General features: G+C 37.7%; 13 protein-coding genes and 1 pseudogene. 9 read left to right on the forward strand and 5 right to left on the reverse strand.

Annotated elements, in window-relative coordinates; translation table 11 throughout:
• The first annotated feature begins 10 nt into the window (after positions 1-10).
• The 5 genes from QZL88_RS20780 to QZL88_RS20800 all read left to right on the forward strand — a co-directional run bounded on the left by QZL88_RS20780 (position 11) and on the right by QZL88_RS20800 (position 7,414).
• Positions 11-787 carry a glycosyltransferase family 2 protein gene (locus tag QZL88_RS20780; RefSeq protein WP_296944843.1) on the forward strand — a complete coding sequence of 259 codons (777 nt, stop codon included), beginning with the start codon at positions 11-13 and terminating at the stop codon, positions 785-787.
• Positions 788-1,130: 343 nt separating this feature from the next.
• A complete protein-coding gene (locus QZL88_RS20785; RefSeq protein ID WP_296944845.1) occupies positions 1,131-1,715 on the forward strand; it encodes a hypothetical protein in 585 nt (194 codons plus the stop codon).
• Between the two features lie 31 nt (positions 1,716-1,746).
• Entirely contained in the window at positions 1,747-4,890 is a 3,144-nt protein-coding gene (locus QZL88_RS20790; protein ID WP_296944848.1) for a SusC/RagA family TonB-linked outer membrane protein, read from the forward strand.
• A 35-nt stretch (positions 4,891-4,925) separates the two neighbouring features.
• Complete coding sequence (locus tag QZL88_RS20795) at positions 4,926-6,404, forward strand: SusD/RagB family nutrient-binding outer membrane lipoprotein (protein ID WP_296944850.1); 1,479 nt, start codon at positions 4,926-4,928, stop codon at positions 6,402-6,404.
• 11 nt (positions 6,405-6,415) lie between these two features.
• Positions 6,416-7,414 carry a metallophosphoesterase family protein gene (locus QZL88_RS20800; protein WP_296944852.1) on the forward strand — a complete coding sequence of 333 codons (999 nt, stop codon included), beginning with the start codon at positions 6,416-6,418 and terminating at the stop codon, positions 7,412-7,414.
• A gap of 71 nt (positions 7,415-7,485) precedes the next feature.
• Here the strand turns inward: QZL88_RS20800 and QZL88_RS20805 are convergent, their stop codons facing one another.
• Both QZL88_RS20805 and QZL88_RS20810 read right to left on the reverse strand, forming a co-directional pair.
• Positions 7,486-8,331, reverse strand: a complete 846-nt coding sequence (locus tag QZL88_RS20805; protein WP_296944855.1) for a hypothetical protein — start codon at positions 8,329-8,331, stop codon at positions 7,486-7,488.
• A gap of 17 nt (positions 8,332-8,348) precedes the next feature.
• Positions 8,349-9,530, reverse strand: coding sequence for a CHASE2 domain-containing protein (locus tag QZL88_RS20810; RefSeq protein WP_296944858.1), 1,182 nt, complete (start codon positions 9,528-9,530; stop codon positions 8,349-8,351).
• 111 nt (positions 9,531-9,641) lie between these two features.
• Between QZL88_RS20810 and QZL88_RS20815 the strand changes: the two genes are divergently transcribed.
• Positions 9,642-12,875, forward strand: coding sequence for a CHAT domain-containing protein (locus tag QZL88_RS20815; RefSeq protein ID WP_296944861.1), 3,234 nt, complete (start codon positions 9,642-9,644; stop codon positions 12,873-12,875).
• Between the two features lie 114 nt (positions 12,876-12,989).
• Here the strand turns inward: QZL88_RS20815 and QZL88_RS20820 are convergent, their stop codons facing one another.
• The 3 genes and pseudogenes from QZL88_RS20820 to QZL88_RS20830 form a co-directional block, all read right to left on the reverse strand.
• Positions 12,990-13,505 carry an ORF6N domain-containing protein gene (locus tag QZL88_RS20820; protein WP_296944863.1) on the reverse strand — a complete coding sequence of 172 codons (516 nt, stop codon included), beginning with the start codon at positions 13,503-13,505 and terminating at the stop codon, positions 12,990-12,992.
• A gap of 1 nt (position 13,506) precedes the next feature.
• The gene (locus QZL88_RS20825) at positions 13,507-13,926 is read right to left on the reverse strand and encodes a hypothetical protein (RefSeq protein ID WP_296944866.1); all 420 of its coding nucleotides are present in this window, start codon (positions 13,924-13,926) and stop codon (positions 13,507-13,509) included.
• 2 nt (positions 13,927-13,928) lie between these two features.
• Positions 13,929-14,105: pseudogene (locus tag QZL88_RS20830) on the reverse strand (tyrosine-type recombinase/integrase); the annotation flags it as partial.
• Between the two features lie 298 nt (positions 14,106-14,403).
• Between QZL88_RS20830 and QZL88_RS20835 the strand changes: the two are divergent.
• From QZL88_RS20835 to QZL88_RS20845, 3 genes are read left to right on the forward strand one after another with little or no spacing between them, the layout of a single operon-like run.
• On the forward strand, positions 14,404-15,633 hold the full coding sequence (locus QZL88_RS20835; protein WP_296944869.1) for a site-specific integrase: 1,230 nt from the start codon (positions 14,404-14,406) through the stop codon (positions 15,631-15,633).
• An 11-nt stretch (positions 15,634-15,644) separates the two neighbouring features.
• Positions 15,645-16,865 (forward strand): site-specific integrase, encoded by a 1,221-nt coding sequence (locus QZL88_RS20840; RefSeq protein ID WP_296944871.1) that lies wholly within the window; start codon positions 15,645-15,647, stop codon positions 16,863-16,865.
• Positions 16,862-17,218 carry a hypothetical protein gene (locus QZL88_RS20845; protein WP_296944874.1) on the forward strand — a complete coding sequence of 119 codons (357 nt, stop codon included), beginning with the start codon at positions 16,862-16,864 and terminating at the stop codon, positions 17,216-17,218. The genes QZL88_RS20840 and QZL88_RS20845 overlap by 4 nt, the downstream gene beginning before the upstream one ends.
• Positions 17,219-17,310: the final 92 nt, after the last annotated feature.

Genomic DNA, 17,310 nt, shown 5'->3' on the forward strand with positions numbered 1-17,310 from the left:
TAAGCTTAATATGTTAATATCAATTATAACAGTCACTTACAATAGTGAAACAACAATAAGGGATACTATTGAAAGTGTCTTGTCTCAGACTTACCGGAATATTCAATACATTATTGTTGACGGGGCATCAAAGGACAACACAATGGGTATCGTCAAAGAATATGAGCCCCGATTTGCTGGCAGAATGCAGTGGATTAGTGAATCCGATAATGGCATATATGATGCGATGAACAAAGGCATAGCAATGGCTACGGGCGATGTGGTAGGCATCCTTAATAGTGATGATTTCTATACATCTGACAGGATTCTCGACATTCTTATCAGAGAACTCAGGTTATCAAATGTGGATGCAGTGTATGGAGATATTCATTATGTGAAGCATAATCGTCTGGATAAATGCGTACGCTACTATTCATCTGCAGGTTTCCGGAGATGGAAGATGCGGATGGGATGGATGCCAGCTCACCCTTCATTCTATTGTAGAAAATCGGTGTATGACAGACATGGTACTTTTGATTGTACCTTTAAAATCGGTGCAGATTTTGAAAATCTCCTTCGGTTGATCTTTGTGAATAGGATTCAGATAAAATATGTGCCGCTAGATTGTGTGACAATGCGTACCGGAGGGGCTTCCACATTAGGTGTATCAAGCCATATGCAGATATTGAGGGATCATATGCTGGCATACAAAAAGAATGGAATTTATTCAAATCATATATTGGAAAGCTCCCGTTACATAGAGAAAGTTTTACAAATATCATTTAATAAACTGAAAAGAGATTTTTAAATACTTCTATATTATTAAAGACTACCAGACAGTACGTTTTTGACATAAATTATCCAGGCTGCCTTCTACTACTTTGTACCTTTATACATTCCCTCCCTAACAATTTTCCCTCAATTCACATCTATTACAAAACAGTATTTTACTTCTCCTTTTTTGAAGCGTCCGCTTCATTAATATTAAATCTTGAATTTGCAGATAACTCAATATACTTATTATCAGTCATATGCGTTTTTGTCTTTCAACTTACTCAATAGTTAATTAACCGCAATGTCACATCGTATTAATTAGTGCGAAATATTGACACTCTACATTTGTGCAATAAATTTAAAATAGCATAAAATGTATGAAAACAATTAATCGGTTATCTCTATTTATCATAATGCTCGGAATAATACTTAATATTTCGGCTCAGAACTATTATGCAAGTAATCATCGTGGCAGTGAAAGTGAAAATAAAGCGGATATAATTACTGCAAAAACAGTAAAAGATGATGATGCGAGAAATAAGACATATGTGTGGGAGTTCGATTCCTCGGTACCATCTACATTTGATAACAATACTATCCAGAAAGCAGAAGAGCATGAATTCGGTTCTAAAGTCGCATGTCTCAAAGTCCTGATGGAAGAATATTATGTGACTCAGGAAGAGGTTGTACCCGGAGATCCGATGAGACGGACAATAATTAAGAAGCCCAACATTTATAATACAACCCGCAAAATAGAAAAGCATTTGAAAAAAGAAGTGAAGAAAGGAAATATTGCTTTGGAGAAAGCTACTAACGACTTCACTCACATTTTAGAAGTCAGCCTAACGATTGTAAACGAAGCTGACTCCGAGGCTTTTGAGGATGCTCTGGACCAAAATAAGAAAAACATAGAAGACCAAATCAGTATATTCAATCAGGTGAAAATAAACAACATCTACTAAGTATCAAATAATTTGACTTAAAAACCAATAAATGAAAACATTACTTGCGCTATTTGGGGTAGTATTCTTACTACTCCCGGGGATGGTACATGCCCAAACTGTTAAAGGATCTGTAAAAGATAAGAAAGGAGAAACACTCATTGGAGTAAATATTAGTATTAAAAATACTACAAGGGGTGTCATTACCGATTTTGACGGTAACTATGAAATAAAAGCTACCGGCGACGAAACCCTGGTTTTCTCTTACATGGGGTTTGTTTCTCAGGAAGTGAAAGTTGACAACAGGACTATCATAGACGTTGTAATGTCTGAAGAATCGCAAAATCTTGATGAAGTTGTTGTAACAGCTATCGGGATTAAACAACAGAAGAAAAAACTCGGATACACGACTCAACAGATAAATAATGAGGCACTCAGCGAGTCTCAGACTATGAATGTGGGTAGCGCCTTGTCGGGACAAATTGCCGGACTAACTGTAACTAATCCGACCGGACTGTTTCAAGCTCCATCATTCTCTCTCAGAGGAAAAAATCCCTTAATCGTATTGGATGGTATTCCTGTTGAAACAGATTTTTATGATCTTGGAAGCGAGAATATAGAAAGCGTAAACGTACTGAAAGGCCCGACGGCTTCCGCTTTGTACGGTTCCCGTGGTAAAAACGGAGCTATACTTATCACGAGTAAATCTGCAAAAAAGGACGGACTGGAAATTACCGTCAGCACAAGTAATATGATTACTGCCGGTTTTACAGTATATCCCGAATCTCAGAAAACGTATGGTAGCGGTTCTAATGGTAAATACGAATTTTGGGACGGAGCCGATGGCGGTATTTCGGACGGAGATATGACCTGGGGACCAAAATTGAATACAGGACAGAAAATTGCCCAGTGGAACAGCCCGATCCGGAATAAACAAACGGGAGAGGTTATTGAATGGTACGGAAATGTTTCCGGTACAATTTATGATAATAAATCATTGTACGAACGTGTTCCTATTGATTGGGTATCACACGATAATCTTGAAGATTTTTTAGGTACAGGTGTCGTTACAAATAATAATTTCTCCGTGTCATACAAAGGGGCTAAAGCCCGCTATTATGCATCAGGGAAATATGCCTACCAAAAAGGGCAGGTGCCTAACACTTCGCTCCAGACAACCGGATTGAGTTTCAACTCATCATTCGATATTAGCAATAATATCCAACTCGATGCGTCATTAGCCTATAATAAGGTATACTCCCCTAATTATCCGCGATATGGGTATGGGCCTAAAAATCATATGTACACAATATTGCTCTGGATGGGTAATGATGTGAATGGGAAAGAACTTCAGAAATACCAATGGGTTCCCGGACTGGAAGGTTATAGACAAGCCAATTACAACTATGCCTGGTATAATAACCCATACTTTGCAACAGAAGAATTGCAACAAAAGAGGGATCAGGACATACTGGATGGTAAGTTGAGACTCAACTGGCAGATACTTCCTAATCTAGGAATACAGGGACGTGCCGCGATGCACCAAATAGGGACATATGAAGACCTTCAAACTCCGAAGTCTTATATGAACTATGGAGATTCACGTGTTGGCGATTTAAAGATATGGAATCGAAATCAACGGAATATAGACGCCGATGTTTTAGCTTCTTATTTTCAACCTCTAACAAGTAAAATTAATTTGACGGCAAATGTCGGAGCTTCAATATTAAATACCAATTACAGGGAAGAATATCAATCCACAGACGGGCTCATTGTACCCGGATTATACAATATGGGTAATTCGCAAGGGCCGACAAATGCTACAAATGTGCTTCGCAAAAGGGAAGTACATAGTATATACGGTTCTGCCAATATAGACTTTTATGATGCTGTATTCTTAAACTTTACAGCCCGTAACGACTGGTCCTCGACCTTACCATCTTCGGAGAATTCCTATTTTTATCCCTCAGTTTCGCTAAGTACCCTTGTATCGCAGTATGTGAAAATGCCTAAAGTAATAGACTATTTAAAGCTTTACGGATCATGGGCACAGGTATCGAGTGACCTCGATCCGTACAGTATATATGCGACATACCAAAAAGGTGTGACTTATGGCTCAACTCCATCCGTAACTTATCCCGGCAGTTTGGTCAATCCAAATATTAAACCGGAAAAGTCGACTTCCTATGAGTTCGGTTTGTCAACAGCTTTTATAAAGAACAGGATAACATTGGATGCTACTTATTATCACATCAAAGATGAGAATCAAATCATCAATCTGAATGTATCGGAAGCATCCGGATTTACCTCAAGAAAGGTAAACGGGAATGTGTATAATACAAATGGAGTGGAGATAATCCTGGGAGCAAAACCGATTGTCACAAAAGATTTCTCTTGGGATGTAGCCGTAAACTGGAGTCGGTATGTCAGACGCCTCACCGATATTTATGGTGGACAAAGTAAGTATAATGCATTAAGTAAAGGTGACAGAGCAGATGCATATTATGCTACTGTATGGCAAACTTCTGCTGACGGACAACTAATCATTGACCCAAATAGCGGACTACCGATAAAAGATGCATATCAGAAAAAACTTGGACACCTTGATCCTTCATGGCGTTTAGGTTTCCAGAATAAGTTTAATATAAAAGATTTCAAAGTTGAGATCGATATAGATGGAGCATGGGGCGGCCTGATAAGATCCGTTACTACCGAAAAGATGTGGTGGGGAGGAAAACATCCGAAATCAACTACATACAGAGATGCGGAATATGAAGCCGGACATGCTATATATGTACCTAAGGGAGTCAATGTTACGGGAGGAGAGCTTACACGGGATGTGAATGGTGCAGTTGTATCTGATACACGTACTTATGCGCCTAATACTACGGTTGTGAGTTGGCAGACATGGAGTCAGATTTATCCCTATCAGGCTCAGGTACTGGATTCGGATGATAAAACATTCGCGAATGTATTCGATCGCTCTTATTTCAAATTGAGAAGGTTGTCTATTGGTTACGATCTGAAGAAAATAATTGATCTGGGGCAAATCAAATCATTAGATGTCTCATTGTATGGTTACAATCTGTTGATGTGGAAAAAGATACCATACGTAGATCCTGATTATGGTAATGATGACAATCTGCAAGATCCTTCGTCAAGATATATCGGATTTTCTGCAACAATGAGATTTTAATCGAAGTATTTATCCTGTAAATAAGAACGTATTTTATGAAAAAGATTATATTTTTTATTTTTACCATTCTGGTTTGTATGACTTCATGCAATGATCTGGAAGAACTAAACAAGGACCCGAACAATCCGACAGAAACTCATCCTCAGCTTTTGCTTACCCAGATACAATGGACTGCTTTCAGGGAGTTTCTGGGAACATCGCCTCTTTATGCCGATAAAATGCTCGTACAGACAGATGGCGAGAATAGCTATCAATACTATAAATGGAATAGGGGAGATTACTCATATACAAAGATGAAAGACATCAGTAAGATGATGGAGGAAGCCCAAAAGATAAACGAGAACAGCTATATTGCTTTAGGAAAGTTCTTTAGAGCATATTATTTCTACAACATGACTCTCCGGTTTGGAGACATACCTTATTCGGAAGCACTAAAGGGCGAATCAGATAATATATTTGCGCCTGTATATGATAGCCAGAAGGATGTGATAACAGGTATCCTCAACGAACTGGAGGAGGCCAATACCATTATTGAAAATGAGAAAGCTACAATTAAGGGAGATATCATTTATAATGGAGATACAGACAAATGGCAACGCCTGATAAACTCGTTCCGCCTGAAAGTTTTATTATCCTTATCTCATAAGGAAAGCGATACAGACCTGAATGTTAAGAGTAAATTTGCTTCAATTGTTCAAAGTGAACCTCTAATGAGTAGTAACCAGGATAACGGGCAATTAGTGTATTTGGATCAGGCTGACAACCGTTATCCTGAATTCAATTCAAGTTCTTTCGGTTCGGGAATGTATATTGACTCTACATTTATCAAACGGCTTCAGGATCACAAAGATCCTCGCTTATTCTTGTTTTGTACTCAAACGAAAGAAGCTAAGGAAGCCGGAAAAGCTATCGATGACTTTACTGCTTACGAAGGCGGAGATCCGGCAGCAGCATATGGCACAGTGAATGAGAAGGCGACAAAAGGAAAAGTTTCAAAAGTGTTGGAACGCTTCTATCAGGATCCGACCAATGAGCCTTCGATCTTGTTAGGATATGCAGAATTACAGTTTATCTTATCAGAGGCCTGTGTCAGAGGCTGGATATCCGGCGATGCGGCAACATATTACAACAATGGTATAAAATCATCATTTAAGTTTTATGAATCGTATGCCAAAGGGTTAAGCGCCTATGTCAGCGAAGATATAGTAAACAGCTACCTGACTAATCCAACGAACAATTTCTCTACAAAATCGACAAATGACGAGAAAATACAAGCTATCGTATTGCAAAAGTACTTTCAGAGTTTCTTTCAGGGAGGATGGACTCCTTTCTATGAAAACTTACGGACCGGTTATCCTGAATTTCATCGCATAAAAGGTGTGGAAATTCCTTATCGCTGGATATATCCGCAATCGGAATATAACTACAATGCAGACAACGTATCAGCAGCTATAACAAGACAATTCGGAAACGGCAATGATAAAATAAATCAAAAAACCTGGTGGCTAAAATAAATATTGAATCGATGAAAAAAATAATATCTATATTATTAGTGTTTATATGTATGACGAGTGCTTATGCTCAGGAGAAGCTACATTTTAATGAAAATGGAAAATTCAAAATTGTACAGTTCACCGATATACATTATAAATGCGGATCTGAAGAATCTGCAAAGTCTATCAGAATGATGAAGGAGGTACTTGATAATGAGAAGCCTGATCTTGTAGCATTTACAGGTGATATTGTTACAGATACTCCTGCAAAGAACGGTTGGGATGAGGTTCTGGCTCCCGTTATCAGTAAAAAAATCCCATATGCAATCATATTGGGCAATCATGACGATGAGCACGACTGGACGCGCCGGCAAATAATGGATTATGTGATTCGCAAACCATACTGCTATGCGCAGACAGGGCCTGCCTACTTAACCGGGGAGGGTAACTATGTTCTTGAGATAAAGAATACCCAAGGCAAGACAGGGGCAATACTTTATTTTATGGATTCGAACGCATATAATAGGGTAGGAGAACAAAAAGGATATAACTGGTTCGGCTTTGATCAGGTAGAATGGTATAGAAACAACAGCGCCTTCTTTACGAGAGAAAACAATGGCAAGCCATATCCGGCTCTGGCATTTTTTCATATCCCTTTACAGGAATATACGCTATTGCCTGATACGACCAAGAACTATGTAAAGAATGCTCCTGTATTTGGCAATAGAACAGAGAAAGAGTGCCCCGGGATTATAAATACCGGAATGTTTGCGGCAATGGTTGAAGGTGGAGATGTAATGGGTACATTTACAGGACACGATCATGACAACGATTACATTGGATACCTGAATGGAATTTGCCTTGCATACGGCCGTTTTTCAGGAAGTAAGACAACTTATACCAGCCTGGGATATGGGGCAAGGGTTATTGAACTAACAGATAATGAGCGGATATTTAATACCTGGATTCATTCCAGCGATAATAATATTCTATATAATGTGAAATATCCGGATTCCTTTATTAAGAAATAGAGGATATTGAGCAGTTAAGAAAATAGGAGAGCGAATACATTATCGCTCTCCTTATTTTTATGTTATATGTATCAATCTAAAAAAGTACCGATCTGAACCCCTTCGTTTACTTTTGGTTTAGTATTCATATCAAATTGCGTCTCTAAAAATTTGGAGTCGAAAGCGTGAGGATACCAGAATAAAAGAAATTTGTTGTTTTTTTCATAGAGAAAAATAAATTCATTGAGGTTGCACACACTATTCCTATCTATTACCAGATAGGGTGTATTGTAGTCATAGCCAATATTGAAACAAACCTTTGGTTTTGTATCTTTCCTTAACTGTAACAAATTGAAAAATATAACCTTATCAGAATTATTGGTTATACGGTAGAAGAATTCCGTCCCTTTGTTTTTATTGAGTTGCTGATTTGTATTTACATCTATCAATTCAAGAAAAACATTCCCTAATGCGTTTTTATTCATGGTTGGCAATTTTTTTATTTCCTGCCTTAGTGTATAATATATGGAATCGTTCAGGTCTGTTACATCTGTCCCCCTATATGCTCCTCCGATAGCACTGTATGATATCTGTTGGCTACTATTGCTCTTCTTTACCTGTTCGAGAACATATCCGCTAATTTCGGATATTCTCTTATTCTGTTTTTTCTCGGCATTGTATATAATGGAGAAGACCGTGTATTCACCTTCTTTATCTTCCATGTATATTTTCTTTGTTTTAGTATCGAGCAGTTTAATGAAGGAGCCCTTTATTACCTTCAGTTTTTGTTTTGAATTCAATTTATCATTGGCTTTCAGCGCTTTATTATTTGGCACGAGTGCTACATTCTTTACGTCATACACTGTATACTGAGTCCCTTGTGCAAGGATGAAAAGACAAGTCACAAGAAATGGAACTAAAAGTATAAATCGCTTCATAATAATTACAATTTATGTTATTTTTTATTTTTTTCATTTAAACGCCCCTCTATGGCATTTACTGCTCCGAAATAGATATCGAAAACCAAAGTTGTAAGCCCCAGCATTATAAGCAGGAAAGCAAAACTCCAGTACAAGTTAGAATTGACGAACAGATAATAACCTCCAACGAAGAAAGCGGCTAATAAGAGAAACTGGATAACACGTATTATTAGTTCACTCAGGTTACTCCATTGCTTTTTGACGATTTGAGAAATAAAAACAAAAATGAAACAAACGACGACTGCAATATATACATTAACCTTTTCGTCAACAATATCGATATGCTTATTCCTAAGGATAGTGGATAAAATATGAGCATGAATAATACATCCGCTCATACTAATATTTACGGGCGTGTTATGCTGATCACCCGGGCTGTCTACATCTCCTATTATAACAACTTTACCCGACAAGAGATCTTTATTCTCGAGGACGTCGCTACCTTTGATTCTCCTGAACTCATCAGCTCCAAAATTAATAAGGTTTGTCTCTTTCTCTTTTTTCCTGAATTCATTGTATAAGTCATTATTATACAGATTTGCTATTACAGTGGAAAATGTACTGATAGTATCTTCGTTATAAACAATGGATGTGGAAAAGTCACGTACAATAGAATGATATTCGGCACTGCTGTTTATATTTATGCTGGCCTCTGTCAGGTGTGATAAATAATGTGAGAAGAAATTATTAACCTTTTGTTCATACCGTTTATTTACTTTATCATATTCTTTCAGTTGGCAGGCTAACACTATATTGGAACAATCGGATATGGCTTCAATCAGTTTTGTGTCATTTTCCATTTCAATAGCTTCTTTAAATATAATATCCAAGCCTATGACTTTCGGGTTGCAACTGTTTACCATAGCAATAACTTCTGCAATTTCGCCTCTGTCGACACAGTCATCGGTGCTTACTATAACTATTTCCTCATTTAAGTTTATAATCTTGCTTTTGCCTCTTATTGCACTGAAAACATCCGACAGTTGGAAATCATTGGACTTCTGAATAGGAGCGAAATAATCGAGAGACAAGGGAATATAGAAAATAAAATTGGCCAATAAATAAATTAATGCTGTAGCTACAATAGCATGTATAGTGGTATGTATAAATCGTAATTTATAAAAGGAATAAATGGTTTTTAGCAGTTTTTTTATCATATGGAGCAAATAGGGATAACAGAATATGTGTTTCTCTGAAATGTAAATATAGTAATTTATTTATTTTTTACATATTTTTGTTATTAGTGAATAATCTAACACCTGAAAATTATGATTTGTAACAATGTAGTACTAAGAGGTTGCATTTATCTTTTGTTTACTCTTTTCTCATTTACAGCCATTGCTCAGAATACTAATTTAAATAATCCTGAAATATTGGAGCAAGTAATAACGCTGAATAGCGAAATTCAGCAAATATACAGCCAAGGAAATTACCAGGAGGCTTTGGGCAAGGTTGCAGAGACCGAAAAATTCATGAATGGTAAATTGAGCAGAGGCAATATACTAGGATCTTCTATATTGTTACTGAAAGCAAGAATATATAGAGATCTGTCGCTTGACGCCGAAGGATTGACGATTATTAATCAGCTAATAAAAGATATAGATTTCATCGGTTTCCCGAAAGAAATCCTGGGGGATATGTCTGCCGAAGATAAAGACGAGACAGATGGTATAGTCAGGGATATAAAGGCTACAATATATACAATAGGTGGTGAATTTTTGTCGCACCTGGACAGGACTTCGGAAGCATATGATTATTATAAAAAAGCAGCCGGATATGCACAGTTATTAAAGGGCGATGCATATATATCTTATGCACTTATTTTGCAAAGTATAGGGAATATGCAACGGGAAGAAGGATTATTGCTGGAAGCAAAGAAAAATACATTGCAGGCTCTGGAAATATCCGAACAGCTCGAAAAACCTTCTGGAAGACACACTGCCGGAATTTTGAATACATTAGGGGTGATCAATCGCGATCTGAATGATTTCGAAAAGGCGGAAGAATACTACCGAAGAGCATTGAAGATATATGAAAATGCAGGGATGAAGAACTCAGATAATTATGCACTTGCATTGTTCAACCTGTCGGGAATATATTCTGTGAGAAACGATGAAGAAAAAGCTATTGAACTGACTTTAGAAAGCAAACAAATTATAAAGAATACAGTTGGTAGAGAAAGTGGAATGTATCTGAAAATACTGAACGATGAGGCTATTACCTATCTTAATCGTTCCGATTATGAAAAAGCGCTGAAACCGGTTATTGAAGCAGAAGATATAGCCCAAAAAGTTTACGGGAAACAACACAGCGAATATGCAGATATTTTAATGTCCTTGGGTAAAGTTTACCAGAAAACAGGACGGGAGATTGAAGGATTGGAACATGCAAAAAAAGCAGTGGAGATATATAAGAAAACAGAACTGTACAATACTCCGGCATATTATAAAGCTCTAAATAACTTAGCGGAGGCATATATTGGTGCAGAGAATCCGGGCTTTGTGCAAGTATATGACGAATTAGCCCAATATTACAGTGGAATGTCAAAAACTGATGCAGAGCGGTTAAGAAATGATGCTGCATTTTACGATTTTATGTCAGATATGGCTATTGTATCGTATGCTATGGATAATCATAAAGAGGCATCGAATCTGGCTGAAATGGCGGTCGATGGTTTAAACCGAATTTATGGAAGTGATTATCACTCTGTACTATCGGCTTATGAGATCCTGGCGTTAGCGAGCTGTGGCAACAAAAATTATAAAATGGCTATAACGGCTGTAGAACACTTAGTGAACGGGATAAAGAAAAATGTACAAACACAGTTCCTTTATCTTACCGAACAAGAAAGAGAATTTTTGTGGGGACGAATACGCTCTTCTCTGGATGCCGTATATGCCGTAGCAAATGGTATGGCTCAAGAAAATTTGCATTCCGATACTTATGCCGATCTGTTGTACGATATTGCTTTATTCTCGAAAGGTATATTGCTGAATTCGACAATCGAATTTGAGAAAATAATAACAAACTCGAATAATACACAATTATTGAAAGACTACAAAGACTACAAGGAACTGAAAAGCCAGCTAGACAAGATATATACATTACCACTAAACCAACGTGAAAATCCTGAACTTTTAGAGTCCCGGCTTCAAAGTTTGGAAAAAAAACTGCTGGCACAGTCAAAAGAGTTTGGAGATTACACCTCATATCTGAAAATAGACCATAATGATGTATTTAATAATCTGGAATCGGACAATGATATTGTCATTGAGTTTGTCAGGGGCGATGGAGGAGCACATAACGAAAGCATATACGGGGCTGTAATGTATTGTAAAGGATGGAAAAATCCCATGTATTTTTCATTGTTTACTGAAAAAGAGCTCCTGAACCTGACTGTAAATGATAAGACATTGGAAGAAATACTTAGTACAGGAAATATGGAAGACCTGAATGCCCTTTACAGCGACCATAGGCTATATGATATGGTATGGAGCAGACTGCATGACGACTTCTATATGAAAAACAATATCTACTTCTCTTGTGATGGTCTTCTGCACCAGATAGCTATTGAAAACCTCACGGCACAAAACAATGTACGGCTTTCCGAAATGTGCAATATGCGCCGAGTTTCATCTACCAGAGAACTGGCCTTAAGAAAAGATGCTCCCCTGAATAAGACTGCTGCAATATATGGAGGAATCGATTACAATACAAATACCGAAGCGATGGAGTACCTCGCAGAGGTTACACATACAAGAGGGACTCCGGATTATTTATCGCTGCCTGAAGATATAAAATTTGCAGCATGGAGGTATCTGAATGGGACACGGCTAGAAGCCGAAAGTGTACAGTCTCGACTCAAAGACACGGGATTTGATATTACATTCCGTACAGGTGAGGAAGCGTTGGAAGAAACCTTCAAGCAACTATCAGGTAAACAAACGCAGATAATCCATATAGCTACACATGGGTTCTTCATCCCTGAAAAAGAGAACAAAAATGAGTTGAAGCTGACATTCGGACAGGATTATCGCAGCAAGAGACTATCCGAATCTTTATACAGATCAGGTCTTGTTTTTTCAGGGGCAAATAACTATTGGTTAAATTCGGGCTCTTTTCCTGTAAATATCGACAACGGCATATTGACTGCAAAGGAAATTACAGAAATGGATCTAAGAGGCACAGACCTGGTAGTACTCTCTGCCTGCCAGACTGGATTAGGAGCAACTACCCACGATGGAGTCTTCGGATTGCAGCGGGCATTAAAAAATGCAGGCGTAAACACCTTGCTGGTTAGTCTGTGGAATGTCAACGATGAAGCCACTCAGGTGATGATGTCGGAATTTTATAAAGCTCTGAATGCCGGGCATAATAAATCGGCGGCCTTCGATATGGCAAAGAATGAATTAAAGGATAAAGTCTTTACGATAAGAAATAAAGAGTATAAAGGTAGCGATTCATATTTTTGGGCTAGTTTTGTTATGATAGATGGACACTGAGTAGAACTAATAAAAAGTTTATTGAGCATAACACAGTTCAAATAGTAACAACGTGTAAATCCGGGTGGAAGCATAAAGTATCTATCGAAGAGTCTAAGAAATAAGAAAGAGGAGCTATTGCTCCTCTTCTTCATTTTGTATATATCCCACACGTTTTCGAGGTTTATCACCCTGTTCTCTGGTACTGGCCAACTCTGTCAGAGCTTGGTATATCTCATTAAATTGCATATTAGTTTCGAGCATAAATGTTTCTAACTTTAGGTTAAGTTCTGCATAACCTAAAGCGTATTTTCTTAATGTAACGAAGGCTCTGATTATCGAGATATTTACCTGAATAGCCAAAGGACTGTTTAGTACGCTGGATAATTGAGCTATACCCTGTTCTGTAAAAGCAAAAGGCATATACCGTGTTCCTCCCCAACTTGAGGTGCCAAAATTGCACCTCAAGATTTCCCATTCATTGGCTGTTAATTCAAACATAAAATCGTCGGGGAATCTTTCAATATTCCGTTTGACTGCTCTTTTCAGATTTTTAGTTTCTACCTGATATAGTTCAGCCAGATCAAAGTCAAGCATAATACGAATACCCCTTATTTCAAATATCTTGTTCTGAATAATTTGTAGTTCCATATCAGTTAGGTATATTAAGAGTGGACTTTCTTGTATTTGTGTTAAACAATATAATTACCTCTGGCTCTGTTGCTTTTTTTCTATATTCACAGAAAGCATTCAAGATCCATTCCCGAAAGGCTTTGGTATATAAGGATTGAATACGAAAACTCAAGAAAATAATAACCTCTAGATTATAGTAGGTGCAAATATATTCTTCTTTCTCATTTCGGGTATATCTGTATTCTTTTATCACATCCGTTTCTCTCAATAAGCCTTCTTTAAATATCGCTTTGAGATGCTTATTGATTGTAAGTGTATATGTGCCAAACAGATCGGCTATTTCATTTATTGTCAGCCAAACTGTGCCATCAACGATTTTTACTTCAACAACCGGCTTATTGGTATCTATATCTTCGAACTTTATATATCCTGTTTCCATAATTACTTATTTTGTAATGTTAACTTATGCATTTCATTGCTAATCATATTCTCGGTTACTCGTGCATATATCTGAGTGGTCTTAATGTTTGTATGCCCTAACATTTTTGAAACTGCCTCAATAGAGACTCCTTTTGCGAGGGTAGTTGTACTTGCAAATGTGTGCCGGGCTGTGTGAAAAAAACACAAGAAAAGGGATATACGCAAATCGCAATACTTCAATAGGTAACAGTCTTTAAATTAGCATATTTTCTTAGATTTAGGAAGTTCGTAAAATTGGAATCTAAGCAAATCTTAGACATACTTCAGTTACCAAGTCGTTAACCACTCAGTTACTAAATGAAAACAGGTAACAAGATGCGAATAAATGAACTCCTTATGTTCTGATTTGCTTATAATTACGCACTAAAGAGCACTTATATAACAAGTAACTTTGCCGTTGCAAAACAACGGCAAAGGATAATAAAAATATAAGTGTATGAAAACAGAAAAATTCAAGGTATTACTCTACCTCAAAAAGAGTAGTCCCGACAAATCGGGTAAAACTCCGATAATGGGACGTATCACTTTCGGTAAGTCGATGGTACAATTCAGTTGTAAACTTTCTTGTACATTTTCGCTATGGAATCCGCGTGAAAGTCGGTTGAATGGAAAAAGTAAAGAAGCCATAACGACCAACGCTCAGTTGGATAAGTTGATGCTTTCCATCAACGAAGCCTACGACACACTCATTGACCGGAAACAACCTTTCGATGCCCAAGCCATCAAGAACTTATTTCAAGGGGCAATGTCTGCTCAAACAACTTTGCTACAACAATTCGATAAACATATCGAAAGCGTTAAAGAGCGTATTGGTGTTGATCGTTCTCCCAGAACACTTCCCAATCATCTCTATACCAAACGAGTTGTAGCAGAATTTATCAAGGAAAAGTTTAATGCTTCCGATTTGGCTTTCGGTCAGTTAAGCGAACAGTTTATCCGAGACTTCCAATCTTTTGTATTGGACGATAAAGGACTTGCACTTGATACCTTACGACACTATTTGGCAATCCTAAAGAAAGTTTGCAAGATCGCTTTCAAAGAAGGTAACTCGGATAAAAACTATTTTGCTTATTACAAGCTACCCAAACAAAAAGAAAGTACCCCTAAAACCCTAAGTCGGGAAGATTTTGAGAAAATTCGGGATTTAGAAATACCTGAACGTCGCCGATCACATATTATTACACGCGATATGTTTCTGTTTTCCTGCTACACGGGCACTGCCTACATTGATACGGTATCCGTCACCAAAGATGATTTATCAACGGATGATGATGGGGCATGGTGGCTCAAATACAAGCGGGGCAAAAACGGACAACTTGCCCGTATCAAATTGTTACCAGAAGCCATTGCTCTAATTGATAAATATCGCGACGATAACAGAGAAACTTTGTTTCCAATGATACACAATGGTACGATTAAAAGAAATATGCAAGGCATACGGATTCTTGCAGGTGTCAAAGGTCGTCTCCACTATCACATGAGCCGTCATTCGTTTGCCAGTCTGATTACGCTCGAAGCAGGTGTACCCATCGAAACGGTATCAAAGATGCTCGGTCACAGCGACATAAAAACAACGCAAATTTATGCCCGTGTGACCCCTAAAAAGCTCTTTGAGGATATGGATAAGTATATTGAGACAACAAAAGATTTAGTATTAGCCCTATAACATCAACGATTATGCGAAGTACATTTAAAATATTATTCTACATCAACCACAGTAAAATAAAATCCGACGGCACTACCCCTATTCTGTGCCGTATCACGGTTGATAATAAACAGACAGTTCTTACAACAGGGATTTATTGTGAACCGAACGATTGGAACAGCAAAAAAGGAAAGGTAAAAGACGGAGCGACCAATCATAAATTGGATACACTTCGGGAACGTATCGAACAGACCTATGAAGAGACTCTTAAAGAACAAGGAGTTGTCAGTGCAGAATTACTCAAAAATATAATTTTAGGAGTAAATAGTGTGTCCACCTTTCTTTTACAAGCGGGGGAAGTAGAGCGTGAACGGCTGAGAAAACGTTCTCTGGAGATTAATTCAACATCCACCTACCGACAATCAAAAACAACCCAGAGCAATCTGCGTGATTTTGTTCTTTCACGGGGGATGGATGATATTGCCTTTTCAGATATTACGGAAGAGTTTGGTGAATCGTTCAAAAGTTTTCTAAAAAAAGATTTAGGCTATGCGACAACCCATGTGAATCACTGTCTATGTTGGCTGAATAGGCTAGTTTATATTGCCGTTGATCAGGAAGTGTTAAGAAGTAGTCCGATTGAGGATGTGGAGTATGAGAAAAAAAATCCTCCTAAATTACGGCATATTACCCGAAATGAGTTGAAAAAGATTATGGATACTCCAATGCCCTACGAACGGCAAGAGTTGGCTCGCAGAGCGTTTATCTTTTCAGCCTTTACCGGACTTGCTTTTGTTGACGTACATAACCTCTATCCTCAAAACATTGGTAAAACAGCAGAAGGTAGATTATATATCCGAAGTAGTAGAACTAAAACAAAAGTTGAAGCATTTATCCCACTGCATCCAATAGCAGAACAAATCTTGATGCTTTACAATACAACGGATAATACTGCTCCTATTTTCCCATTACCAAGCCGAGACCAGATATGGTTTGAAGTTCATGAAATAGGCTTTGCTTTAGGCATCAAGGAGAATCTCAGCTACCATATGAGCCGACATTCGTTCGGAACGCTTATGCTCTCGGCTGGTATTCCGATTGAGAGTATTAGCAAAATGATGGGGCATACCAATATTTCGAGTACACAAATTTATTCGAAAGTGACCGATGATAAAATATCGGAGGATATGGACAAGCTAATGGAACGACGAAAAGCAATTAGTAATAAAGCATCTCAACCAATAGAGCTATGAGAAATACAAAAATAAAGATAAGCGATAATGGAGCAGTACATGTTTCAAGAAATGTGAGAATGAATATTACAGAGATCGCCGAACTTTTTGAAATCTTCAATCAAGCGGCAAAGAAGAATATTCGTTCTGTCGAAGCGTTAGGTATTTGTTCGGGAGATCAGTCGATGAGAGGAACAGTTGAAGGAGCTAAAATCGTATCCGATTATTACGGTCTGGATATGATAATTGCTATTGCTTTTCGGGTACAATCAGTCAAAGCGAATATCTTTCGTAAGTGGGTAATTGATAAATCCATCAAACCGGAAGTAACAACAATGCCTCTATTGTCGGTACAAAATGCAATGCTCAACTAATACAAAACGTTATAAGCAATCAAAAACAGGCTTCGAAATAAACTCGAAGCCTGTTTCTTGTTTATAGAATTTCATCTAAATGAGATTTTTCA

It is taken from the genome of uncultured Dysgonomonas sp., assembly GCF_900079725.1.
Lineage (GTDB): Bacteria > Bacteroidota > Bacteroidia > Bacteroidales > Dysgonomonadaceae > Dysgonomonas.

Coding starts and splice junctions, on each gene's coding strand:
- QZL88_RS20785 (WP_296944845.1), top strand. CDS start 1,131: ATGAAAACAATTAATCGGTTATCTCTATTTATCATAATGCTCGGAATA.
- QZL88_RS20800 (WP_296944852.1), top strand. CDS start 6,416: ATGAAAAAAATAATATCTATATTATTAGTGTTTATATGTATGACGAGT.
- QZL88_RS20840 (WP_296944871.1), top strand. CDS start 15,645: ATGCGAAGTACATTTAAAATATTATTCTACATCAACCACAGTAAAATA.
- QZL88_RS20805 (WP_296944855.1), bottom strand. CDS start 8,331: ATGAAGCGATTTATACTTTTAGTTCCATTTCTTGTGACTTGTCTTTTC.
- QZL88_RS20790 (WP_296944848.1), top strand. CDS start 1,747: ATGAAAACATTACTTGCGCTATTTGGGGTAGTATTCTTACTACTCCCG.
- QZL88_RS20845 (WP_296944874.1), top strand. CDS start 16,862: ATGAGAAATACAAAAATAAAGATAAGCGATAATGGAGCAGTACATGTT.
- QZL88_RS20810 (WP_296944858.1), bottom strand. CDS start 9,530: ATGATAAAAAAACTGCTAAAAACCATTTATTCCTTTTATAAATTACGA.
- QZL88_RS20825 (WP_296944866.1), bottom strand. CDS start 13,926: ATGGAAACAGGATATATAAAGTTCGAAGATATAGATACCAATAAGCCG.
- QZL88_RS20820 (WP_296944863.1), bottom strand. CDS start 13,505: ATGGAACTACAAATTATTCAGAACAAGATATTTGAAATAAGGGGTATT.
- QZL88_RS20835 (WP_296944869.1), top strand. CDS start 14,404: ATGAAAACAGAAAAATTCAAGGTATTACTCTACCTCAAAAAGAGTAGT.
- QZL88_RS20815 (WP_296944861.1), top strand. CDS start 9,642: ATGATTTGTAACAATGTAGTACTAAGAGGTTGCATTTATCTTTTGTTT.
- QZL88_RS20795 (WP_296944850.1), top strand. CDS start 4,926: ATGAAAAAGATTATATTTTTTATTTTTACCATTCTGGTTTGTATGACT.
- QZL88_RS20780 (WP_296944843.1), top strand. CDS start 11: ATGTTAATATCAATTATAACAGTCACTTACAATAGTGAAACAACAATA.